This window comes from Streptomyces sp. NPDC001406 (assembly GCF_042895285.1).
In the GTDB taxonomy this organism is placed as follows: Bacteria; Actinomycetota; Actinomycetes; order Streptomycetales; family Streptomycetaceae; genus Streptomyces.
On sequence record NZ_JBIAWG010000008.1, the window covers coordinates 407,911 to 432,628 of the forward strand.

Below are 24,718 nucleotides of genomic sequence, written 5' to 3' on the forward strand. Positions count from 1 at the left end.
ACCCTCCGCGCTCACCATCGGACCAGCGCCGTCTCGATCGTGGAGCCGGGCCCCATCGTCATGAGGACGCCGTACTCGCCGGGCCTGGTGACGCCTTCGTCCAGGAGCCGCTCGTAGGAGAACAGGAACGAGCCGCTGGAGACGTTGCCGTGGTCGCGCAGCACACCGCTGGTATGGCGCACGTCGTGCCGGGTCAGCCCGAGGTTGACGGTGACGGCGTCGATGACCTTCTTGCCGCCGGAGTGCACCAGCCAGTGCCTGATGTCGCTGCGGCGCAGGCCTGTGTCCTCCAGGAGGCGGTCGACGACGATCTCGGAATGGGCTCCGACCACATACGGGATGAGGGGGTCGAGATAGAAGCTGAACCTGCCCTGGTCACGGTCCCACTCGTAGCGCATGGCGTCGACGGCTTCGGGGATGATGCAGCTGGCGAACTTCAGGATGCCGGGACCCTCGCCGTCGGCCGATCCGCCCGGTCCGCGGCCGCCTTGGCTGATCAGCGCGACGGCGGCGGCGCCGTCGCCGAAGAGGCTGTTGACGACGGCGGTGCGCATCGTCCCGTCCATGGCGTACGCCGAGGAGCACGCCTCGGCGCACAGTACGACGGCGAGCTCGCCCGGGTGCGCGGCGGACCAGCCCGCGACCACATTGAGGGCGTTCAGGCCGGCGTTGCAGCCCATGCCGACGATGTCGGAGCGGCTGCAGTGGCGGTCGATGCCCAGTTCCTTGATGAGCAAGGCGCTCAGCCCCGGGGTGAGGAAGCCGGTGGAGGTGACGCAGCACAGATGGCGCAGGTCGGACAGCTCGGCGCCGGCCCGCTTCAGACAGGCCCGCAGGGCCTCCGCCCCCATCTCGACCGCCGACCGCTTGTGCTTGTCGAGCAGATCGCCCTGCGGCTCCGAGACCCGCACCCCGTTCTCGTCCTCGGGGGGCAGGACCAGGTGCCGACGCTCGATCGCACTGTTCATGAAGACCGAGCGGATCCTGGGATCGGTGATGGCGAAGGCGTCGAGCACCTCCTGCTGCGTGTACGAGGTGGCGGGCGCTGCCGTACCGACGCCGATCATCCTCGGACGGGCCGCGGCCGGGTCGAGGCGCACCCCGACCGGGACCGGTGACCCGAGCAGATCCGCTTCCGGCGCTTCAGGAATTGCAACATTGACGGTCATCGGAAAGTCCAACCCCACATTCGCGGCTTGCTGAACAGCCGTCGCCGCCGAGTGACACGAACGCTGATCACGTGCATGCCTTTCTGAATCGATCGCGAATTGGTACGGATACACCTACGGATAGGTGTACGAATGCGTGTCAGGACGCCTCTGCTTCCGCCTCGATGAAGCGGACGAGCCGCCCGATGCCCTCTTCGATTTCCTCGGGCGTCAGATAGCTGGTGGACAGGCGGAGGGCGCGATGGCCGCCGCCGTGCGGATGAAAGTTGCGCATCGGCGTCCAGATGACGCCGAATTCCTCCGCGGACCGGGTCAGGGCCGCGTTGTCCGCCTCGAAGGGCACCTCGACCCGCAGGAAGAACCCGCCGGTGGGCCTGTTCCACCGCACGCCGAGGGTCTCCCTGCGGGAGGCGGGCAGGCGCCGGTCGAGCTGTTCGAGCGTGGCGCGCATGGCGCCGCCGTAGTACGCGGCGGGGCCGGAGTTGAGCTCCGACACCCGGCCCCGCGCGGCCAGCAGGGTGCCGGCGACGGCGGCCTGGCCGAGGGACGAGGTGTTGACCGTCACCATGCTCTTGATCTTGGCGAGTTCATCGGCGAGCAGTCCGGTGCGGCCGGAGTCGTCCACGACCCGCTGATCCGCTATGACGAACCCGACCCGGGCGCCGGGGAAGACGGTCTTGGAGAACGAGCCGAGGTGCACGACATGGCGCGCTCGGTCGAGCGACTTCAGTGTCGGCAGCGGCGGCCCGGGGCTGACCAGCCGGTACGGGCTGTCCTCCAGGATCAGGATGCCGTACCGGTCGGCCAGTTCCAGCAGCTCGGTACGGGTTTCGAGGCTCAGCGTGGTCCCGGACGGATTGGAGTGGTCGGGGACCACGTAGAAGGCACGGGGCCGGCGCCCCCGGGCGCGCTCCTCGTGGATCGCGGCCTCGACGTCGGCGCAGTGGAGCCCGTCCGGGCGCTCCTCGACGCCATGGACGGGGACGTCGAGCAGCCGGGCCGCGCCGGTGATGCCCACGTAGCAGGGGCTGGCGTGCAGCAGCACGTCCTCGGGCCGCGCCATCAGGGCGCGCAGCACGAGCAGCATGGCCTCCTGGGCGCCGACGGTCACCACGAGGGACTCGGCGGGGACGTCGATGCCCTCGTCGACGCGCAGGGAGTCGGCGAGGATCTGGCAGATTCGGCCGGCCGTCGGGCCGTACTGGTACATGGCGGTACGGATGTCCTGCTCCGTGGCGCCCTGTTCGGCCAGGTGGTCCAGATAGCCGCGGACGTGGGTGAAGATCTGCTCCGTGGCGAAGAACCCGTCGTAGGGGCGGCCGGGCGCGAAGGAGATCGCGTCGGGGTAGCGGAACGTCACCTCGTTGAGGAAGTTCATGGTGTCCAGGACCGGGTCCGAGACGCTGGCGTGCAGGTCCGCCTTGCGCAGGACCGCCGCAGGCTCCGGCTGCGGCCCGGCCGCGGAAGGCTCCGGACGCGCGGAGCGGGTCGCGGTCGCGGTGCCCAGTCCGGCCACCACCTCGGGCCGGACGTCGGCGACCGTGCCGGTCCCGGTGAACGCCATGGCCTCGGCCAGTTCCGCGACGAGGCGGTCCAGGGCCCGCGGCAGGCCCTCGGGCCCGGCGGCGAGCGGTCCGGCCACGGCCGGGTGGCCGAGCAGCACGGCGTCGGCGCCGTGGGCGAGGGCCACCAGCACATCGGCGCCGCGCCGGATGCCGCCGTCGAGCAGGACGGGGCAACGGCCCGTGACGGTCGCCGCGATCTCCGGCAGCGTGTGCAAGGAGGCGGCCACGACGACGTCGGCGCCCGCGTCGAGCGCGCGTACGGCGTCCGCGGCCGTGTCGATGCCTGCGGCGAGCAGCGGAAGTCCAGCGGCCTCGCGTACTGCCGTGAGGGCGGACAGGCCGAGGTGATCGGGTGTCACCAGCAGTGCGCCGAACCCGGCTGCCGGCGCGCGGCGGGCGAGGCCCAGGGCCGTCTCCCGGTCGCCCACACCGTGGAGTCGCAGCCAGGGGGCGGGGCCGGCGGCCGCCGTCAGATCGGGGAGTTCGCGTGCGCCGTACGCGCTGACGACGGCCGGGAGACCGGCCGCGCCTGCCGTCTCGACCAGGGCGAGTTCGTCCTGGGGACGGGTCGGCGCGGCGAAGGGCCCGACAGCCACAGGCGCGGCCCACGTACGGTCGAGGATCTTGGTCGCCGTGTCGGGCCGGCCGATCGCGCCCGACGTCCCCTGGCGCAGCCCGGCCCGGGACAGCGCCTCGCGGTTCGCCGCCCAGGCGCGCTCCTCCGCGGCCAGGAACCCGTGCGGCACGCGGGCCTTGCCGTGCCATGCCGACGTCGTCCCGCCGGCCCCCCGTACCGCCATGAATTTCCCCCACAAGCAGCGGCCAATTGCGTTGCCTTTCCGGTGATTAGATTTTCATGAGCGACGCGTGTCTACAACGGCGTCCAACTCACCGGAACGCAACAGCACCCATGCGACGGGGGACTGTTCCTGCTTATTCTTGTGGGGGACTCAATTCAGCGGAATCGTAAACTCCGTGAAAGCCGTGGGCCGGATGTCCAACCGTGAAAAGCGCACGGTTGGACGGCACGGCCCCAGTCGTGGACAGAGCGGTGCTCCTGCGCACGGGGGGACACTCCGGCAGGAGCACCGCGGTCTAGTGGGCGGCCAGCGCCTCGGTGGGAGGCAGCCGGGCCGCTCGTACGGCCGGATAGAAGCCGGCCAGACCGCCGATGACCAGGGTGGCCCCGACGCCCCCCGCCATCGCCCAGACCGGCACGATGGAGGGCCAGTTCTGGTAGGCGGCGTAGCCGCCGGTGACCGCGATGCCCAGCAGTACCCCACCGACGCCGCCGAGGCCGGACAACAGCAGTGCCTCGGACAGGAACTGGGTGCGGATCTGGCCGCGGGTCGCGCCGAGGGAGCGGCGCAGCCCGATCTCGGCGCGCCGTTCGAGGACGGAGATGACCATGGTGTTGGCCACGCCCACACCGCCGACCAGCAGCGCCACGCCGCCGAGGCCCAGCAGCAGGCCGCTCAGGGCGTCGTCGGTGGCCTCCTTGGCGGCCAGCGCGTCGGAGGGCCGGGAGACATCGACCTCGCCGGGGCTCTCCGGGTTGGCCGTGGCGCCGAGTACGCCCTGGACCTCGGTGACGGCGCCCTCGTCGGCACGCGTGTAGATCGTCGTCGGGTAGCCGTCGAAGTCCAGCTGCTTCTCGGCGACGGGCCAGCCCACCAGGGCCACGGAGTCCATCGCGGGCAGCAGTTCGTTGGGGGCGAGCAGACCGACGACGGTGTACCAGCGGCCGCCGAGCCAGACCCGTACGTCGGATCCCGCCCGGTAGACCCCCAACTGCTCGGCCGTGTGGGACCCGAGGACCACCGCGGGGTAGCGGCTGCTCGCCTTGTTGAGCCACTGACCGTCGACGACCTCGCCGCCGATGGACTTCAGCAGGTCCAGGCGTGCGGCGTTGACGCTGAGGCCGCCGGTCTCCTCCTTCGGCATGTGGTCGTTGCGGTAGATCTTGGCCGTCGTCTTGCCGACGGCCGACACCGACTCGACGGACGGGTTGTTGGCGATCATCCCGATGGACTCCTCCGGCAGGTGCGCGGAGTCGCCGGCCAGGGTCTGGCCGGGGGTAACCGTCAGCAGGTTGGTGCCGAGGGCGGCGAGGCGGCGGTTGAGGTTCTCGGTGGACGAGCTGGAGATGCCGACCACACCCACCATGGCGGCGATGCCGATGGCGATGCCCAGCGCCGACAGGAACACCCGCATGGGTCGCGAACGCAGTCCGGAGCCGCCGACCCGCACCACGTCCGCGAACCCCATCCGGGCGGGCTTGGGCCGGCGGGGCGCAGGTGCCGTGGGGCGGTCGGCCCCCTCGGGCTTGCTCGTGATGTCCAGCGCGCTCATCCCACAACCTCCTCGGTGACGCGGGCGAGCGGTATCGGCCGGCGTCCGGAATCGTGCTCGATCCGCCCGTCCTTGACGCGTACCTCGCGGGGCAGCGACGCGGCGATGTCACGGTCGTGGGTGATGACCAGGACCGTCGTCCCGGACCTGTGCAGCTCGTGCAGCAGCGCCATCACCGTCGCTCCGGAGCGGGAGTCCAGCGCACCGGTGGGCTCGTCGGCGAGCAGCAGCGGCGGGTCACCGACCACGGCCCGGGTGATGGCCACCCGCTGCTTCTCGCCGCCGGACAGCTGGTGCGGCTGGTGGTAGAGCCGGTGGCCGAGGCCCACCCGCCGCAGCGCGCGGGCCGCCAGCCGCCGGCGCTCGGAGCGCGGCATGCCGCTGTAGAGCAGTCCGTCCGCGACGCTGTCCAGTGCCGGGACTCCGGGCGCGAGGTGGAACTGCTGGAAGACGAAGCCGATGGTGCCCGCGCGCAGCGCGGACAGCTCGCGGTCGCTGAGGTCGTCGATGTCGTGGCCGTCGATGCGCACCGTGCCGGCCGTCGGGCGGTCGAGCGTGCCCATGATGTTGAGCATCGTGGACTTGCCCGAGCCCGACGGGCCGACGATGGCGAGCAGTTCGCCGCGCTGGATGACCAGGTCGACGGCGTGCAGTGCGACCACGTCGCCGTACGTCTTGGAGACCCCGGTCAGATCGACGATGGGTCGGGTCACTTGGGGACCCCCACTTCCATCCCTTCGTGGATGCCACTGCCGGACACCTCGACCAGGCCGTCGGCGAACATGCCGGTCTTGACCGCGACGTACTCGACGCCCTTGTCCGTGACGGCCTCCACGGAGTACTGCCCGCCGGGCTGGACGACCAGCGCGTTGATGGGGACGGCGAGCACGTTCTTGCGTGTCTCCGACTTGAGGGTGACATCGACGCCGGCCGCCTGGTAACTGCCCAGATCGTGCTGGTTCTTGACCTTCAGCTCCACGGGCAGGGTGGGCGTCTTGCTGTCGCTGGAGTCACTGCCGCTGCCGGAGGAGTCCTTGTTGGCGGGCGCGGTCGGGCTGCCGACGTCCGTCACCTCGGCATCGACCGTGGTGTCGTCGGGGAGGGCCACGGTGGCTTTGACGCCCTTGTGGACCAGGCCCTCGTACTGGACGTCCAGGTCCACGGTGATGACGCGCTCGGTTCCGGTCCAGGACAGCACGGTGCCGCTCAACTGGTCGCCGGGTGAGGCGTCCACGGCGGAGACCCGTCGTGCGCCGGACGCCACGACGGCGTCGCCGGGCTGTACGACGCCGGTCTCGTCCCGGCCCAGGTCCTTCTGCCACTCCTTGACGGCGTCGGCGGTGCCGGAGGTGTACTCGTCGTCGACGGTGAATCCGGTGTAGCCGAGCTTGGCGAGGTTCTGCTCCAGGACCTTGACGTCGTCGCCCTCCACACCGTCCTTCAGGGTGCGGTAGAAGGGCACGGATCCGTAGAGCAGGGGCACCGACTCCTCGTCGACCTTGTACACGGGTTTGCCGCGCTTGATGACGTCGCCCTCGCCGGGCGTCCAGGTGACGGTCCCGGAGGAGGAGCCGCCGCCGGAGGTGCCGCTGCCTGCCGAGCCGTCGCCCTGCGAGGGCTGCCCGCCACCGCTGCTGCCGCTGCTGCCGCTGCTCCCGCCTGCGGAGCCCGGGGCCTTGACGGTGGTCACGTCGCCGTAGCCGAGGTTGCCGTCGACGGTCTCCGTGCTGGTGAGCGTGGTGCGCTTCACGTTCGCCGTGGCCGGCGGGCCCGACGGCGCCGCGGCGGCGGACCCGCCGCCGTCACCGCCGAAGGCACCCGAGGCGGCGGCACCGGCCGCCGCTGCGACCGCAATGGCGATCACCACGATCATTGCGAGCCGGGCGGGCCGGCGCGGCCGGCGGGCGGCCGGCGCCGGAGCCTCGTCGCCGCCCTGGCCGTCCCCGCCGTCGTCCGCGACGGCAAGCGTGCCGTCGTCGCCCGGCGCGGCGAGCGCCTTCGACGTCTCGCGCGGCGCCTCGCCGTTCTCGTGGAGTTCGAGGGCGCCGCGCTCACCGTTGGCCCGGTTCAGCTCGTGAGTGCCTTCGGACGTCACTGGGGACCGCCGGGGCCCGAGAGCCTGAGCATGCCACCGGGGAACTTGTCCTGGCACGCCTGCTGCGCCTTCTGGAACGCGGGGTCACCCGGTGTGATGCCGGAGTCGCCGACGTTCACGACCAGTTCGTTGCCGTTGATCTCGGGGTCGGGCATCTTGGGCAGACCGTTCTTGCGCATGCACTTGGCCCACTCCGCGGCCTTCGCCGAGTCGACGGTGCCGCCGTTGGGTCCGCCCTGGCCCTGCGGCATCTTGTCGCGGCAGGCCGACATCGCCTTCTGGAACTCCGGTGAGTTCGGGTCCACGCCGCTGCCGGGACCGATGCGGACGCGGCCGTCGCTGTCCGGCTCCGGGTCCGGGTACTTGGGCACGCCGTTCTCGCGCATGCACTGCGCGAAGGCCACGGCCTGGTCGGCACCGGAAGTGGACGAGGAGGAGCTGGGCTTGTCATTGGTCTGCGCCTCCGACTCACCGGAGCAGCCGCTCAATCCAAACCCGAGGATGACTGCGGACATGGCCACTAAGGTCTGCGAGATGACTCGCTTGCGTGTCGTGAACATGGGCCAAGTTCTACGGGTCGGGCGGTCACACGCCGGGCACAAAGTCCCGGGCACCCGATGAGGGCGAAGTCCCGTGGGCGGACATGGCTGCGCCCCCGCCCTCGGACGATCCATCGGGGCGGGGGCGCGCGGGGCCGGTCAGCTCGCCTCGGAGGCGCTGGGCTGCTTCGTGCGCTCGTCGTCGTGCCGTAGCGTGATCGCGCCGGCCGGGCATCTGGCGGCCGCCATCCGTACCGCCGTGACCTGCCCGGGGCCGGGAGAGGCGGTTGCCAGGAGCACCTTGCCGTCGTCCTCGGACTGGTCGAAGACCTCCGGCACCGCCATCATGCACTGGCCGGTGCCCAGGCAGGTGTCGCGGTCGACCCGTACCTCCATCCTCACTTCTCCTCTCACCAGGTGACGGGCAGCGCTTCGAGGCCGTACTGGGGGGCCAGTGGGCGGAAGCGCAGTTCGCCGAGCGGGACGGCCAAGCGGAGATCCGGGAAGCGGCGCAGCAGTGCCGCATAGGCGATCCGCAGCTCCATTCTGGCGAGGGCCGCGCCCACGCAGAAGTGGATGCCGTGGCCGAACGCGAGATGGTTGGTCTGTTCGCGGGTGATGTCGAGCCGGTCGGGCGGCGCGCCCGGCGGCTGGATGCGATTGGCCGCGAAGAGCGAGACGTCCACGAGGTCTCCGGCCTTGACGACCTGGCCGCCCATGGGCACATCCGCGAGCGCGGTGCGGGGTGAGGCGGTGGAGACGACCGAGACGTAGCGCAGCAGCTCCTCCACCGCACGGTCCATCAACTCCGGTCGTTCTCTGAGCAGTTGAAGCTGATCGGGGTGCTCCAGCAGTACGAGGGTGCCCAGCGCGAGCATCTCGGCGGCGTTCTCGAAGCCGCCCGCGACGAGCGAGGCGCAGACGCCGCCCAGTTCCTTGTCGTCCAGTTCCTCGCCGTGCCCGAGGATCAGCATGCTCAGCAGGTCGTCTCCCGGCGCGCGGCGGCGCTGCGCCACCATCCTGACCATGTAGGCGTTGAACGCCTTCATGGCCTGGATGTTCTTCTTGGCGCGGCCGGAGGAGCGGATGTCGAGGGTGCGGGCCAGCTCGGCCTGGTCGTCCCGGGGCACGCCGACCAGCGCGCAGCCGACCAGGCCGGGCACGGGCCGGGCGAAGTGCCGCATCAGGTCGGCGGGCTTTCCGGCCCGCTCCAGCACATCCAGCCGCTCCTCAACGATCTTCTCGATCAGCGGCTCCATCCGCCGCATCCGCCGCACCGTGAACTCCGGTGTCAGCATCTGCCGCAACCGGGTGTGCTCCGGCGGGTCGTACTGGAGCAGGTTGCCCGGCTCGACCAGCCGGCGGGAGGCCTCGGCGGTCTCCGCCGGCGGTCTGGTGGTGAACCGCTGTGCGTCACCGAGGACCGCGCGCACCTCCTCCCGGCCGGTGACGACCCAGTCGTTGGCCCCGGGCCCGTCGTCGCGGACGAGGGGCGTCTGCGCGGCCGTCCGGCACAGCTCGGGCACGGGGTCCACTCCGTCCCGGATCCGGTGGACGGGCACCTCGGGTGGCTTCGGCATGGCAGGCAACCTCACCAGACGACGGGCAGTGTCTCGACGCCGTACTGGGGCGCCAGCGGTTTGAAGCGCAGCTCCTGACGGGGCACGGCCAGTCGCAGCTCGGGGAAGCGCCGCACCAGCGCGGCGAAGGCAATGCGCAGATTCAGCCGTGCCAGTGCGGCCCCCACGCAGAAGTGGATGCCGTGGCCGAACGCGAGATGGTTGGGGTGCTCACGGGTGATGTCGAAACCGTCCTGGTCCTCCTCTCCCGGCTGCGCCCGGTTGGCCGCGAACAGGGAGCAGATCACGCTGTCGCCCGCCTTGATCACCTGGTCCCCGATCCTCACGTCCTCCAGTGCGGTGCGCGGGGAGGCCACCGGGATGACGGACACGTAGCGCAGCAGTTCCTCGACCGCCTGGTCCATCAACTCAGGCTTTTCCCGAAGCAGTTCGAACTGCTCGGGGTGGGCGAGGAGGGCGAGGGTACCCAGGCCCAGCATGCCGGCACTGTTCTCCCAGCCGGCGGCCATCTCCGAAGCGCAGATGCCGATCAGCTCCTCGTCGGTGAGCTCGTCGCCGTGCTCGCGGAGCAGCATGCTGAGCTGGTCGTCGGCCGCTCCCGGGTCGCGCCGTTTCTGTGCCACGAGCCGGCCCATGTAGCTCTCGAACGCCTTGGCCGCCGCCTGCTGCCGGGTGCGGTTGGCGCTGCGGCTGAGGTCGAGGTTGCGCGCCAGCTCGGCCTGGTCGTCGCGGGGCACTCCGAAGAGCGCGCAGCCGACCAGGCCGGGCACGGGCCGGGCGAAGTGCCGCATCAGGTCGGCCGGTTGTCCCGCCCGCTCCATGACGTCCAGCCGGTCCTCGACGATCCTCTCGATCAGCGGCTCCATCCGCCGCATCCGCCGCACCGTGAACTCCGGTGTCAGCATCTGCCGCAGCCGCGTGTGCTCCGGCGGGTCGTACTGCAACAGGTTGCCGGACTGGGTGCGCCGGGCCAGCGAGGCGCTCGCCTCCGGCGGCCGGTTGCTGAACCGCTCCGCGTCGCCGAGGACCGCGCGCACCTCCTCCCGGCCGGAGACGACCCAGTCGTGGAACCCGGAGCCGGAGTCTTCGAGGACCGGCGTCTTTTCGGCCATCCGGCGCAGCCCCGGCAGCGGGTCCATCCCGTCACGGCCCTGGTGCAGGGGAATGTCTGTCGGTTTCGGCATGGGTGGATCCCTTCCTTCGATACGCCTCGTGGAGCCGCCGGTCGTGCCGGTCCGCTACCAGGCGACGGGCAGCTTCTCGACGCCGTACGTGGCGAGCAGCGGCGGCCGGAAGCGCAGTTCCCGACGGGGCACGGCGAGGCGCAGACCCGGAAAGCGGCGCAGGAGTCCCGCATAGGCGGTCCGCAGCTCCATCCGGGCCAGCGCCGCGCCGACGCAGAAGTGGATGCCGTGTCCGAAGGCCATGTGCGAGACGTTCTCGCGATCGACCCGGAACTCGTCCCTGTCGGTGTCGTCGAGCTGCGCGCGGTTGACGGCGAGCAGGGAGCAGGAGACGATCTCGCCCTCCTTGATCTCCTGGCCGCCGATGGTCACGTCCTCCAGCGCGGTGCGCGGCGAGGCGATCGGTACGACGGCGACGTACCGCAGCACTTCCTCGACCGCCTGATCCATCAACTCGGGCTTCTCCTGGAGCAGTTCGAGCTGGCCGGGGTGGTCGAGCAGCGCGAGGGTGCCGAGGCCGAGCATGCCGGCGACGTTCTCCATGCCGGCGGCGATGACGGACGCGCAGATGCCGACGAGCTCCTTGTCGGTGACGTCGGCGCCGTGGTCCTGGATCAGCATGCCCAGCATGTCGTCGCCCGGGTCGCGGCGCTTCTGCTGGACGAACCTGGCCAGATAGCCGTCGAACGCGTTCACCGCGGCCTGCCGCAGTTGCCAGTTGCGGTTGGCGCGCCGGCTGAGGTCGAGGTTGCGCGCCAGTTCGGGCTGGTCGTCGCGGGGCACTCCGAGCAGCGTGCAGCCGACCAGGCCGGGAATGGGCCAGGCGAAGTGCCGCATGAGGTCGGCCGGTTGCCCGGCCCGCTCCATGACGTCCAGCCGGTCCTCGACGATCTTCTCGATCAGCGGCTCCATCCGCCGCATCCGCCGCACCGTGAACTCCGGCGTCAGCATCTGCCGCAGCCGGGTGTGCTCCGGCGGGTCGTACTGCAGCGGATTGCCGATCTGGGTGATCTGCCGGGACTCCTCCTCGCTGTCCGCGGGTGGCCGGGTGGTGAAGCGCTGCGCGTCGCCGAGGACGGCCCGCACCTGCTCCCGGCCGGTGACGATCCAGTCGTGGATGCCCGGTCCGGTGTTCTTCAGCATCGGTGTCTCGGCGCTCATCCGGCTCAGCTCGGGCAGCGGTTCCAGACCGTCCCGGGTGTGGTTCTGCAGAACTTCCGGCGGCTTCGGCATTGGCGGATCCCTTTCGTCGTCTTCGTCGTCGCGCCCGGTCAGGCGTCGGTCCCGGACCGGAGCGTCTCGGTGATGACGCGCCCGATGTCCGCCAGATGCGCGGACTGCAGCATGTCGTTGTGGGCGGCGGCGATCTCGTGCACCACCACGTCCCCCGCGGTGTAGGGACGCCAGCTGTCCACCGCCTCCGCCACCGGCAGGTCCTCGGGCCGGTCCTCGGTCGCGACGAACAGCAGGACGTCACCGCCGAAGCGAGGGGGCGTGTGGTTGCGGGAGATGCCGACCGCGTTCCGCATGACCTCCTCCATGTTGGTCATCAGCGGACCGCTCACACCCATCGGCATTTCGCCGCCGTCCGGGGAGGTGTGGAACTCGCGCCGCTGCTCCGGCGCCGAGTGGGTCTCCCCCGCCTCGTCGTCGCCGACGAGGGCCCGGCCGAGCCCGGCGGGGTACGAGTCGAGCAGGGCGACCAGGGCGGCCTGCTCGCCGAGTTCCTCCAGGCGAGCGGCGATCGCCTGCGCGATCACACCGCCGAAGGACCAGCCGAGGAGGTGGTACGGGCCGCTGGGCTGCAGCCCCCGGATCTGCTCGACGTAGTCGGCGACCATCTCCTCCATGCTCTGCGGCAGCGGCTCGGGCCCGGCCAGCCCGCGCGCCTGCACGCCGTAGACCGGCAGGTCCGACGGCAGGTGCTGGAGCAGGGCCGCATAGCCCCAGCTGAGACCGGTGCTGTGGTGCACACAGAACAGCGGCGGACGGCTGCCCTCGGCCCGCAGCGGCAGCAGCACCTCCAGGTCGTCGCGATTGCGGACCTTGCGGCGCGCCGCCACGGAACCTCCGTACCGGTCCTGCCCTTTGTCCCGCAGGGCGATCAGACCCTCGGCGGTGCGTTTCGCCCGCTCGCCGGTGCGGACCATTCGCGCCCCCGCGGGCCCGAACGGACACGCCACGAAGCGCGAGCCGGTCCGGCCGGGCCGACCCGCATAGCCGCGGGCCGACGAGGCACCCGCCACATACAGGTCGCCCACGGCTCCCGGCGGTACCGGGCGCAGGAAGTCGTCCAGCACGTACGCACGGGTGTTGGCGACCGGGCCGCCCGCGAGCGGCTCCGCCGGCAGCGTCCCGGAGGGGGTGCGGTGCTGCCCGGAGGGGGCACGCTCCTCCCCGGCGGCGATGCGCTGCTCCCACCACGCCCCGCCGGCCTCGGCCGCGCCCTGGACGGTCACCAGCCGTGACTGCGGGTGTTCCGCCCGCCGGCTGTGCAGGTCCTCCGCGACCACCGGGGTGCCGTGGCCCATGGCCCACACTTCCGCGAACTCCGGCACGCCGTCGGTGATTTGTCCGTCCGGGAGCTGACCGGCGGTGGTGACCAGCACCGCGGTGCCGTCCGTCGTGGCCGCCACCGGCCGCGCACCGGGCGCACCGAGTCGTACGCTCATGCCCGCGCACAGCGCCGCGAGCACCGGCGCGAGCAGGGCGGCCTGTGCCTGGACGGGGGCCCGCCCGTCGAGCACCAGCTCCGCCGACTCCGCCGGCAGCGACCGCATCCGGTGGGCCACCAGATTGAGCAGTGTCCGGTGCTCGATCACCGCGACCTCGCTGAGGCCGTCCTCCGGCGAGACGGGCAGCAGCAAGGCCGCGCTGCCCGGCAGCGGCCGCGGCACCGCCACGCTCTCACGCACCCCGGTCGCCTCCTGCTCCTCCTCCAGCGCGACCACCGGGATCATGACGTCCTCGGGCACCACCCCGGCGATGGTCGCGGGGCACACCAGCGCCGCGGCGCCGGACTCGCGCACCAGCTCGCCGACCTCCTCCACGGGCCGGTCCGGTCCCGCGAACAGACAGACGGCACCGGCCTCCAGCACGCCGAGCGCGCCGACCACGACGCCGCTGCTCGGCGGCACGGCCACCATCACCACGTCGTCGGCCCCGATCCCCCGCTCGGCCAGCCGCCGCGCGAGCCGCGAGCCCGCGTCCCGCAGCGCCGCGTACGTCAGCGCGGTGTCCTGGCCCTGCTCCACGAGGGCGACGGCGTCCGGGGTGCGGGCCGCCCGGGCTGCCAGCAGCTCGACCACGGTGCCGGCCGGCACCTCGGCCGCCGTGTCGTTCCACACCTCGACCACCTGCTGGTACTCGGCCGGGTCCAGGAGCACGTCCACCTGGCTCAGGCGCAGTTCGGGATCGGCCGCGACCTGTTCGAGCACCCGCACCAGCCGGCCGGCCAGCGCCTCGACGGTGGCCCGGTCGAACAGCTCCGTCGCGTACCGGATCACACCGTCGATGCCGTCCGGTGTGCCGTCGTCGTGGCTCCGCTCGGTGAGGCTGACGGTCAGATCGAGCTCGGAGGACTCCGTCCCCGCGTCCAGGCGCCTGGTGCTCAGGCCCGGCATCTCGGAGGTGTCCCACTTCTCCGCGTCGTCGTCGTGCACCTCCAGGAGCACCTGGAAGACGGGATGGTGCGGCGCCGCCGGGTCGGGCAGGGGCAGCACCTCCGCCATCCGCTCGAACGGCAGGTCCCGGTAGAGCAGTGCCTCCTGGTGGGCGTCCCGTGACCGGCCGATCAGCTCCAGGAAGGTCGGGTCGCCGGAGGTGTCGGTGCGCAGCGGCAGCGGGCCGGCGAACGGACCCACCACACCTTCCAGGCTGTCCTCGGCCTCTTGGCGCGGCAGTACGGTGCCGAGCGTGACGTCCGTGCCCGCCCCCAGCCGGCTGAGCAGCAGCGCGAGCGCCGCGTGCACCACGATGAACGCCGAGGGCGAGCCGCCGGACTGCGCCGCCTCCATCAGCCGGTCGTGCGCCTCGGCGCCCAGGCGCACCGGCACCGCGTCCACGCGACGCGACGGCGACGCCTGCCGCGGCCGGTCGGCCGGCAGCTCGGTCTCGGCGCCGACGCCCGCCAAGGTCTCGCGCCAGTACTCCACCTGATCGCTGATCAGGCTGTCCGGCCGCTCCTCGCCCTTGAGCAGCTCCCGCTCCCACAGCGCGTAGTCCGCGAACTGCATGGGCAGCGGCGCCCGTTCCGACACCCGGCCCTCGCGCCGCGCGCCGTACGCCGCGGCGAGGTCCCGGACGAGCAGGTCGAGCGACGCGTCGTCCGCGGCGATCCGGTGGACGACGAGGAGCAGCACGCTGTCCTCCTCGGACAGCGGGAAGAGGTACGGCCGCCAGGGCGTCTCCCGTGCCAGGTCGAACCGGTATGCGGCGTGGGCGGCCAGCACTTCCGGCAGCTCCTCCTCGGTCGCCGGCGTCACCGTGAGCGAGGGACGGGCCTCGTCGAGGTCCAGTACCCGTTGGTGGGGCACGCCTCCGGCCTCGGGGAACAGCGTCCGCAGCATGTCGTGGCGCGCGGCGACGTCCCCGAGCGCCGCCCGGAGTCCGTCCTGGTCCAGTGGGCCGCCCAGGCGCAGCGCGACCGCGCTCTGGTAGGCCGTCGCGTCCTCGTGCCGGCGGTCCATGTGCCACGTACGGAGCTGGCCTGCCGTGAGGGGGATCTCCGCCGGGCGCTCGTCGGCCGGGCGGAGGGCGGGGCGCACCTTCGAGCCGAGCATCCGGGCGACGCCGACCGGGGTCGGCGCGCCGAAGAACTGCCGCATGCTCAGTTCGGCGCCGAGTTCGGTGCGGATCCGGCCGGCGAGGCGCATCGCGAGCGCCGAGTTGCCGCCCAGGTCGAAGAAGTTGTCGTCCGCGCCGATGCGTTCGGCCTCAAGGACCTCGGCGAACAGTCCGCACAGGATCTCCTCCACCTCGCCCTGCGGCATCAGCGTGGACACCTGGCCGCCGAAGTCGGGGGCGGGCAGGGCGTCGCGGTCGAGCTTTCCGTTGGGGGTCAGCGGCAGCGCGGCGAGCGGCACGATCGCGGCGGGCACCATGTACTCCGGCAGGGCCTTGGCGATGTGCTCGCGCAGCAGGGCCGGGGCGAGTTCGGCGCCGGCCGTGGCGGGGACGGCATAGCCGACCAGCTGCGGGTCACCGGGGCCGTCGATCCGGGCGACGACCGCGGCCTGGCCGACGTCGGGGTGGGCGGCGAGCACCGCCTCGACCTCCCCGGGCTCGATGCGGAAGCCACGGATCTTGACCTGTTCGTCCGCCCGGCCCGCGAAGTGCAGCTGTCCGTCCGTGCTCCAGCGGGCCAGGTCGCCGGACCGGTACATCCGCCGGCCCGGCGCGAACGGGCAGGCCACGAACCGCTCCGCGGTCTGCCCCGGGCGGCCGACATAGCCGCGGGCCAGACCGGGACCTGCGATGTACACCTCGCCCACCGCGCCGACGGGCATCGGCTGCAGGAAATCGTCCAGCACATACACCCGGGTGTTGGCCAGCGGGCGCCCGATCGCGGGTGGCGCGTCCTCGGGGCGGATGCCCTCATCGAGCGGGACGGCGGTGGTGATCACGGTGGCCTCGGTGGGCCCGTAGGTGTTCCACACCGTCGCCTGCGGCCTCCACCGCGCGGCAAGGTCCGCGCTCAACCGCTCGGCGCCCAGCACCCAGTTGTCCACGCCGGGCACGGTGGCCGGGTCCAGCACGCCGAGCAGCGACGGCACCACGCTGGCCGCGCCGACCCCGGAGCTGCGGATCATCTTCGCCAGCGCGGCCGGGTCGCCCCGCTCCTCGCTGGAGGCGATGGCCAGCGTGCCGCCCGTCGCCAGGGTGACGGCCACGTCGAGGACGGCGGCGTCGAAGCTGAACGAGGCGAACTGCAGCGTGGTGATGCCCTGTTCGGCGCCGAGCACCGGGCGCATCGCCTCGGCCAGATTCGCCACTCCGCCGTGCGCGACGGCCACGCCCTTCGGGCGGCCGGTGGAGCCGGAGGTGTAGATCACATACGCCAGCCGGTCAGGGGACGGCAGCGCCTCCAGCGGTCGGCCGGAGCGGGCCGCGACGGCCTCGGCGGCCTGGTCGAGCAGCACCACGTGTTCGGCGTCCCACGGCAGCCCGGCCGGCGCCTCGGAGGTGGCGAGCACCACCGACGCACCGCTGTCGGCGACCATGAACGCCAGCCGGTCCGCCGGGTATTCGGGGTCCAGCGGCACGAACGCGCCGCCCGCCTTCCACACCGCCACTTCGCTCACGACCATGTCGATGCCGCGGGGCAGACACAGCCCCACCCGGGACTCCCGGCCGATTCCCAGATCGCGCAGATGGCGCGCCAACCGGTTGGAGCGCGCCTCCAGCTCCGCATACGAGAGCAGCTCGCGCCCGCAGCGCACGGCCACCACGTCCGGCGCCAGCTCCGCCTGCTCGGCGATCCGCTCCACCAGCGTGCCCGACGGCATCGGACCCGTGGTGGCGTTCCACTCCTCCACCACCCGCGCACGCTCGGCCTCACCAAGGAGGTCGATGGCGCTCAGGCGGGCGTCGGGGTCGGCGGCGACCTGCTCCAGCACCCGGGCCAGGCGCGCGGCCAGCCCCTGGACGGTGTCCTCGTCGAACAGGTCGGCCGCGTACAGGATGCCGCCGCCGAGACCGGCCGGGGTGCCATCGGCGTCGCGTTCCTCGGCCAGGGTGACCGACAGGTCGAACCGGGCCGGCGGCGCCTCGGCAGCCGGTATCGGGGTGATCTCCAGTCCGGGCAGCTCCCAGCGGGAGTCGGGGACGTTCTGCAGTGCGAGCATCACCTGGAAGAGCGGGTTGCGCGACAGCGAACGGGCGGGGTTCAGCTCGTCCACCAGCCGCTCGAACGGCACGTCCTGATGCGCGTAGGCCGCCAGATCCGCCTCGCGCACCCGCCCCAGCAGCTCGGCGAAGGTCGGGTCGCCGCTGAGGTCCGTGCGCAGCACCAGGGTGTTCACGAAGAACCCGGCCAGTTCCTCCAGTTGTGTGTCGCCACGCCCCGCGATCGGAGTACCCAGCGGGATGTCGTCCCCGGCACCCATGCGGGACAGCAGCACCGCGAGCGCCGCGTGCACCACCATGAACATCGTCGCCCGGCCCCGTCCCGCCAGCTCCACAAGCGAGGCGTGCGTGGCCGCGTCCACGCCGACGGGCACACTCCCACTGCGGAACGAGGAAACCGGCGGGCGCAACCGGTCGGCCGGCAGACGCAACTCCTGCGGCGCGCCTGCCAAGGCCTGCTTCCAGTAGCCCAGTTGACCGCTGATCATGCTGTCCGGGTCGTCGAGGTCGCCCAGCGCCTCACGCTGCCACAGCGCGTAGTCCGCGTACTGCACCGGCAGCGGCTGCCGGTCCGGTATCCGGCCTTCGAGACGCGCGGCGTACGCGGCCCGCAGATCCCGCGCCAGCACCCCCATCGACCACCCGTCCGACGCGATGTGATGCGTCACGACCAGCAGCACATGCTCACTCGCCGACACCCGCAGCAGCCACACCCGCCACGGCAGCTCCTTGCTCAGCTCGAACCCCCGCTTGGAGTACGTGGCCAGCCGATCCGCCAGCTCCTCCTCGCTCGTCTCGACCACGGACAGGCGCGGGCGGGCGGCCGGGCCGTGCAGGATGCGCTGTCGCGGGACGCCCTCGGACTGCGGGAAGACCGTGCGCAGGCTCTCGTGCCGCTCCGCGACATCGCCCAGCGCCGCGCGCAGGGCGGCCACATCCAGCTCACCGTCGAGCCGGAGCGCCAGCGGCAGGTTGTAGGCGGCCGCGGCCGCGCCCAGGTCGCCCTCGTCCAGCCGGTTGAGGAACCACATGCGCTGCTGCGCGTACGACAGCGGCAGCACCTCCGGCCGTACCTGCGGCCGCAACGGCAACCGACTGGTGCCGGACGCACCCTCGATCAGCCGCGCAACCCCCGCCACCGTCGGCGCACCGAACAACTCACGGATGCTCACCTCCGCATCCAGCACCGACCGCACCCGCGCCAACAACCGCATCGCCAGCAGCGAGTCACCGCCCAGACCGAAGAACGACGCCTCCGCACCGACCCGCTCCAGGCCCAGCACCTCCGCGAACAGTCCGCACAGCACCTCCTCGGTGGGCGTGGCCGGGGCGCGGCTCTCGTCGCGGGCGGTCGGGGCGAGGGCGGGCAGGGCGGTGCGGTCGAGCTTGCCGTTGACGGTCAGCGGCAGCGCCTCCAGCTCCACGACCGCGGCCGGAACCATGTACTCCGGCAGGGACTTGGCGATGTGTTCGCGCAGCAGGGTGCTGTCGAACTCGGCGTCGGTGGCGGGGACGGCGTACGCAACGAGTTGCCGGTCGCCGGGGCGGTCCTCGCGGACGACCACGGCACTCTGGCCGACGTCGGGGTGAGCGGCCAGCGCCGCCTCGACCTCGCCCAGCTCGATACGGAACCCGCGGATCTTGACCTGCTCGTCCGCCCGTCCGACGAAGTGCAGCTGCCCGTCGGCCGACCAGCGGGCCAGGTCCCCAGAGCGGTACATGCGCCGGCCCGGCGCGAACGGGCAGGCCACGAACCGCTCCGCGGTCTGCCCCGGACGGCCGACATAGCCGCGGGCGAGTCCCGGCCCGGCGATGTACACCTCGCCCACGGCACCGACGGGCACCGGCTGAAGGAAGTCGTCCAGCACATACACCCGGGTGTTGGCCAGCGGGCGGCCGATCGGAGGGGGCGCGTCCTCCGGAGACAGAGTGTCCTGAAGGAGAGTGGCGGTGCTGATGACGGTGGCTTCGGTGGGCCCGTAGGTGTTCCACACCCGTGCCTGCGCCCGCCAGCGGGCGGCCAGGTCGGCGCTCAACCGCTCAGCGCCCAATACCCAGTTGGACACCCCGGGCACGGCGGCCGGGTCGAGTACGCCGAGCAGAGAAGGCACCACGCTGGCCACCGAAACGCCCGACGTGAGGAGCATTTCCGCCAGCGCGGCCGGGTCGCCCCTCTCTTCGCTGGAGGCAACGGCCAGCGTGCCGCCCGCGGCCAGAGTCACGGCCACGTCGAGAACAGCCGCGTCGAAGCTGAACGAGGCGAACTGCAGCGTGGTGATGCCCTGTTCGGCACCGAGCACCGGACGCATCGCCTCGGCCAGGTTCACCAGACCGCCGTGCGCGACCGCCACACCCTTCGGACGGCCGGTCGAGCCGGAGGTGTAGATCACATACGCCAGCTGGTCGAGGCTCGGTGACGACCCCAGCGGCTCCTCCGGCTCCGCGGCCATCGCCTCCGCCGCCTCATCCAGCAGCAGCACGTGCTCGGCCTCCAACGGCAGCCCGGCCGACGCCTCGGAGGTGGCGAGCACCACCGCCGTACCGCTGTCGGCGACCATGAACGCCAGCCGGTCCGCCGGGTATTCGGGGTCCAGCGGCACGAACGCGCCGCCCGCCTTCCACACCGCAAGCTCGGCCACCACCATGTCCACCCCACGCGGCAGACACAGCCCCACCCGCGACTCCGCGCCAACGCCCAGGCGGCGCAGGTGTCGGGCCAGCCGATTCGCGCGGGCCTCCAGATCGCCGTACGAGAGCATCTCGTGCCCGCAGCGCACAGCCGTGGCCTGCGGAGTGCCCTCGGCCCGTGCGGCGATGAGGTCCACTATCGAGCCGGACGGCAGCGGCCGCGCGGTGTCGTTCCACTCCTCCACGACCCGCGCACGCTCGGCCTCACCAAGGACGTCGATGTCGCTGAGGCGCAGCTGCGGTGTGGCCGCGATCTGCTCCAGCACCCGGGCGAGGCGCTGGGCCAGCCGCTGGGCCGTGTCCTCGTCGAACAGGTCGGCGGCGTAGAGGATGCCGCCACCGAGACCGGCCGGGGTGCCGTCGGCGTCGCGTTCCTCGGCCAGGGTGACCGACAGGTCGAACCGGGCCGGCGGCGCCTCCATGGGCGGCAGCGGCGCCACCCGGAGACCGGGCAGGTCCCACTGTGCCTCCGGCACGTTCTGCAGCGCCAGCATCACCTGGAACAGCGGGTTCCGTGAGAGGGAGCGCGACGGGTTGAGCTCGTCCACCAGCCGCTCGAACGGTACGTCCTGATGCGCGTAGGCCGCCAGATCCACCTCGCGCACCCGCCCCAGCAGTTCGACGAAGGTCGGGTCGCCGCTGAGGTCCGTGCGCAGCACCAGGGTGTTCACGAAGAACCCGGCCAGCTCCTCCAGCTGTGGCTCCCCCCGGCCGGCGACCGGGGTTCCGAGCGGGATGTCGTCGCCCGCGCCCATGCGGGACAGCAGCACCGCGAGCGCCGCGTGCACCACCATGAACATCGTCGCCCGGCCCCGTCCCGCCAGCTCGACCAGCCGGGCGTGCGTGGCCGCGTCCACCCCCACCGGCACGCTGCCGCTGCGGAACGAGGCGACAGCGGGCCGCGGCCGGTCGGTGGGAAGGTCGGTCTCCTCGCCGAGGCCTGCCAAGGCCTGCTTCCAGTAGCCCAGTTGGCCGCTGATCATGCTGTCCGGGTCGTCGAGGTCGCCGAGCGCCTCGCGCTGCCACAGCGCGTAGTCCGCGTACTGCACCGGCAGCGGCTGCCGGTCCGGTGTCCGGCCTTCGAGACGCGCGGCGTACGCGGCCCGCAGATCCCGCGCCAGCACCCCCATCGACCACCCGTCCGACGCGATGTGATGCGTCACGACCAGCAGCACATGCTCACTCGCCGACACCCGCAGCAGCCACACCCGCCACGGCAGCTCCTCACTCAGCTCGAAGCCGCGCTCGGACAGCTCGGCGAGCACCTGTACGACCTCGTCGGCGGCGGTCTCCACCACCGTCAGTGACGGCCGGGCCGCGTCGCCGTCGAGGATCCGCTGCCGCGGTACGCCCTCGACGCTCGGGAAGACGGTGCGCAGGCTCTCGTGCCGCTCCGCCACGTCGCCGAGCGCCGCCTCCAGGGCGGCCGTGTCCAGTTCACCGGACAGCCGGAGCGCCAGCGGCAGGTTGTAGGCGGCGGCCGCCGTGCCGGAGGCGGTCTCCTCCAGCCGGTTGAGGAACCACATGCGCTGCTGCGCGTACGACAGCGGCAGCACCTCCGGCCGTACCTGCGGCCGCAACGGCAACCGACTGGTGCCGGACGCACCCTCGATCAGCCGCGCAACCCCCGCCACCGTCGGCGCACCGAACAACTCACGGATGCTCACCTCCGCATCCAGCACCGACCGCACCCGCGCCAACAACCGCATCGCCAGCAGCGAGTCACCGCCCAGACCGAAGAACGACGCCTGCGCACCGACCCGCTCCAGGCCCAGCACCTCCGCGTACAGTCCGCACAGCACTTCCTCGGTCGGGGTCGCCGGTCCCCGTCCGCCCTGGACCACCAGGTCGGGCGCGGGCAGCGCGGCGCGGTCGAGCTTGCCGTTGGGCGTCAGCGGCAGCGCGGCCAGCACCACGACCGCGGCCGGGACCATGTAGTCGGGCAACGAGGCCGCCATGAACTCCCGCAGTGCGCCGGTGTCCGGGGTGCCGTCCTGGCCGTTGGGGACGGCGTAGGCGATCAGGCGTGTGTCGCCCGACCCGTCCTCGCGGGCGACGACCGCCGCCTGGCCGACGCCGGGATGGGCGGCAAGTACGGCCTCGACCTCGCCAGGCTCCACTCGGTGCCCGCGGATCTTCACCTGCTCGTCGGCACGTCCGGCGAAGTGCAGTTGACCGTCCGCGCTCCAGCGGGCCAGGTCCCCGGAGCGATACATCCGCTGACCGGGCAGGAACGGGCAGGCCACGAACCGCTCCGCGGTCAGCTCCGGGCGGCCGACGTAGCCGCGTGCCAGGCCCGGCCCGGCGATGTACACCTCACCCACCGAACCCGCCGGGACGGGCTGAAGGAAGTCGTTCAGCACGAACACCCGGGTGTTGCCGATGGGCCGCCCGATCGCCGGAGGCGGGTCCGCAGGGGTGATGGCGCCGCCGAGGGGGGTGGCGGTGGTGATGACGGTGGCTTCGGTGGGCCCGTAGGTGTTCCACACCCGTGCCTGCGCCCGCCAGCGGGCGGCCAGGTCGGCGCTCAACCGCTCGGCACCCAGTACCCAGTTGGCCACCTTGGGCACCGTGGCCGGGTCCAGCACCCCGAGCAGCGACGGCACCACACTCGCAACGCTGACATCCGCCGTACGGATCAACTCCGCCAGTGCGGCCGGATCGCTCCGCTCCTCACTCGACGCGATGGCCAACGTGCCGCCGGCCCCCAGCGTGACAGCCACATCGAGAACGGCAGCGTCGAAGCTGAACGACGCGAACTGAAGCGCCGTCACACCCTGCTCCACGCCCAGCACCGGGCGCATCGCCTCCGCCAGGTTCACCAGACCGCCGTGCGCGACGGCCACGCCCTTCGGACGGCCGGTCGAGCCGGAGGTGTAGATGACATAGGCCAGCTGGTCGAACTCCGGGGGCGACTCCGGCGCGTCCGCGGATTCCGCGGCAATCGCCTCCGCCGCGTCGTCAAGCAGCACCAGGTGTTCGGCTTCCAGCGGCACGTCGCCGAGCGTGTCGCGAGTGCTGAGCACCACCGCCGTACCGCTGTCGGCGACCATGAACGCCAGCCGGTCCGCCGGGTATTCGGGGTCCAGCGGCACAAAGGCGCCGCCCGCCTTCCACACCGCAAGCTCGGCCACCACCATGTCCACCCCACGCGGCAGACATAGCCCCACCCGCGACTCCGCGCCAACGCCCAGACGGCGCAGGTGTCGGGCCAGCCGGTTCGCGCGGGCCTCCAGATCGCCGTACGAGACCGTCTCGTCCCCGCACCGCAGGGCCACCGTCTCCGGCGAGCGCCGCACCCGGTCCCGGAACAGGTCGAGCAAGGTGTCGGACGGCACGGGACGGGCCGTGTCGTTCCACTCCTCCACCACCCGCGCACGCTCGGCCGCGCCGAGAACGTCGATGTCGCGGACCCGGATCTGCGGATCGTCCGCAATCTGCTCCAGCACCCGCACCAGCCGGTCGACGACCGACGTGGCGGCGTCGCGGTCGAAGAGGTCGGGCCGGTAGTCGAGCTTGAAGTGCATCCGGTCGGCCGGGACCACGACCAGGGTCAGCGGATAGTGCGCCGCTTCCTGCGCCCCGCCTGCGCGGATGGCGAAGCCGTCCGGGCTGGGCGGCCCGGCCGGCGGGCGGGGGTAGTTCTCGTACACCACAAGGGTGTCGAAGACCGCGCCGGCACCGGCGAGGCGCTGGACCTCGGGCAGCCCCAGGTGCTGGTGCGCCATCAGCGCGGACTGCCGCGCCTGCAGATCGGCGAGCAGCGCGGCGACAGGCTGGGCGGCGCCGAGTTGCGCCCGTACCGGAAGGGTGTTGAGGAAGAGACCGACCATCGACTCCACGCCGGGGAGTTCCATGGGCCGTCCCGCCGACGTGGCGCCGAAGACCACGTCGGTGCGTCCGGTCAGGTGTGCCAGCACGATCGCCCATGCGCCCTGGATCACGGAGTTGACCGTCAGCCCCTGGCCACGGGCCAGTTGCACCACCCTCTGGGTCAGTTCCTCGGAGATCTCGTGGATCAGGTTCTCCGCGGCGACCGGCGGCCTGCCCGGATCGGCCGGCGCGACCAGGGTGGGCTCCTCGACCCCCGCCAGCTCCGCACGCCAAGCCGCCCGGGCCGCGGCCTTGTCCTGGCGGTTCAGCCACGCCAGGTACTCCCGGTAGGAGGTCGTGCGAGGTAATCCGGCGGTGCTGCCGCCCGCCGCGTACACCGCGGACAGCTCGGTGAGCAGGACCGGAATGGACCAGCCGTCCATGAGCACATGGTGACTGGTCATCACCAGCCGGTGCCGGTCCTCGGCAAGCCGGACGAGCAGCAGCCGCAACAGGGGCGCCACCGCCGGATCGAACCTCTGCGCGCGCTCCCGTTCCGCCAACCGCTCCAGCTCGGCGGCCGCATCGGTCTTGGCGAGGCCGGAGACGTCCGCCTCGTGCCACGGCAGGACGACCTCACGCGCGATGACCTGGACCGCCTCGCCGGACTTGCGCCGTCGGAAGCTCGCCCGCAGCGCCGCGTGCCTGGCCAGCAACGCCTCCCAGGAGGCCCGCAGTTGACCGGCGTCGACCGGCCCGATCAGATCGAGCATGCGCTGCCCTTGATACACATCGGGGCCCTCGTCGCCGAAGGCGGCGTGGAAGAGCAGCCCCTCCTGCAGCGGCGACAGCGGCCAGACATCCTCGACACGAGATCGGGTCATCGC

General features: G+C 72.2%; 11 protein-coding genes and 1 pseudogene. All 12 read right to left on the reverse strand.

Annotated elements, in window-relative coordinates:
• Positions 1–11: 11 nt before the first annotated feature.
• The 12 genes and pseudogenes from dpgA to ACFY1J_RS22155 all read right to left on the reverse strand — a co-directional run bounded on the left by dpgA (position 12) and on the right by ACFY1J_RS22155 (position 24,715).
• Positions 12–1,067 carry a 3,5-dihydroxyphenylacetyl-CoA synthase DpgA gene (dpgA, locus tag ACFY1J_RS22100; protein WP_390708105.1) on the reverse strand — a complete coding sequence of 352 codons (1,056 nt, stop codon included), beginning with the start codon at positions 1,065–1,067 and terminating at the stop codon, positions 12–14.
• A gap of 241 nt (positions 1,068–1,308) precedes the next feature.
• A complete protein-coding gene (locus tag ACFY1J_RS22105) occupies positions 1,309–2,547 on the reverse strand; it encodes a PLP-dependent aminotransferase family protein (RefSeq protein WP_390708106.1) in 1,239 nt (412 codons plus the stop codon).
• Between the two features lie 147 nt (positions 2,548–2,694).
• A pseudogene (locus ACFY1J_RS22110) lies at positions 2,695–3,534 on the reverse strand (alpha-hydroxy-acid oxidizing protein); the annotation flags it as partial.
• 295 nt (positions 3,535–3,829) lie between these two features.
• The gene (locus ACFY1J_RS22115; protein ID WP_390708077.1) at positions 3,830–5,086 is read right to left on the reverse strand and encodes an ABC transporter permease; all 1,257 of its coding nucleotides are present in this window, start codon (positions 5,084–5,086) and stop codon (positions 3,830–3,832) included.
• Positions 5,083–5,799 carry an ABC transporter ATP-binding protein gene (locus ACFY1J_RS22120; protein ID WP_390708078.1) on the reverse strand — a complete coding sequence of 239 codons (717 nt, stop codon included), beginning with the start codon at positions 5,797–5,799 and terminating at the stop codon, positions 5,083–5,085. The genes ACFY1J_RS22115 and ACFY1J_RS22120 overlap by 4 nt, the downstream gene beginning before the upstream one ends.
• Positions 5,796–7,181 (reverse strand): peptidoglycan-binding protein, encoded by a 1,386-nt coding sequence (locus ACFY1J_RS22125; protein WP_390708079.1) that lies wholly within the window; start codon positions 7,179–7,181, stop codon positions 5,796–5,798. The genes ACFY1J_RS22120 and ACFY1J_RS22125 overlap by 4 nt, the downstream gene beginning before the upstream one ends.
• On the reverse strand, positions 7,178–7,696 hold the full coding sequence (locus ACFY1J_RS22130) for a hypothetical protein (protein WP_390708080.1): 519 nt from the start codon (positions 7,694–7,696) through the stop codon (positions 7,178–7,180). The genes ACFY1J_RS22125 and ACFY1J_RS22130 overlap by 4 nt, the downstream gene beginning before the upstream one ends.
• A 183-nt stretch (positions 7,697–7,879) precedes the next feature.
• Complete coding sequence (locus tag ACFY1J_RS22135; RefSeq protein ID WP_390708081.1) at positions 7,880–8,116, reverse strand: ferredoxin; 237 nt, start codon at positions 8,114–8,116, stop codon at positions 7,880–7,882.
• Positions 8,117–8,130: 14 nt separating this feature from the next.
• On the reverse strand, positions 8,131–9,300 hold the full coding sequence (locus ACFY1J_RS22140) for a cytochrome P450 (RefSeq protein WP_390708082.1): 1,170 nt from the start codon (positions 9,298–9,300) through the stop codon (positions 8,131–8,133).
• Between the two features lie 11 nt (positions 9,301–9,311).
• Positions 9,312–10,484 (reverse strand): cytochrome P450, encoded by a 1,173-nt coding sequence (locus ACFY1J_RS22145; RefSeq protein ID WP_390708083.1) that lies wholly within the window; start codon positions 10,482–10,484, stop codon positions 9,312–9,314.
• A gap of 54 nt (positions 10,485–10,538) precedes the next feature.
• Positions 10,539–11,717, reverse strand: a complete 1,179-nt coding sequence (locus ACFY1J_RS22150; protein WP_390708084.1) for a cytochrome P450 — start codon at positions 11,715–11,717, stop codon at positions 10,539–10,541.
• Positions 11,718–11,755: 38 nt separating this feature from the next.
• Positions 11,756–24,715, reverse strand: a complete 12,960-nt coding sequence (locus ACFY1J_RS22155; protein ID WP_390731726.1) for an amino acid adenylation domain-containing protein — start codon at positions 24,713–24,715, stop codon at positions 11,756–11,758.
• Between the last annotated feature and the right edge of the window lie 3 nt (positions 24,716–24,718).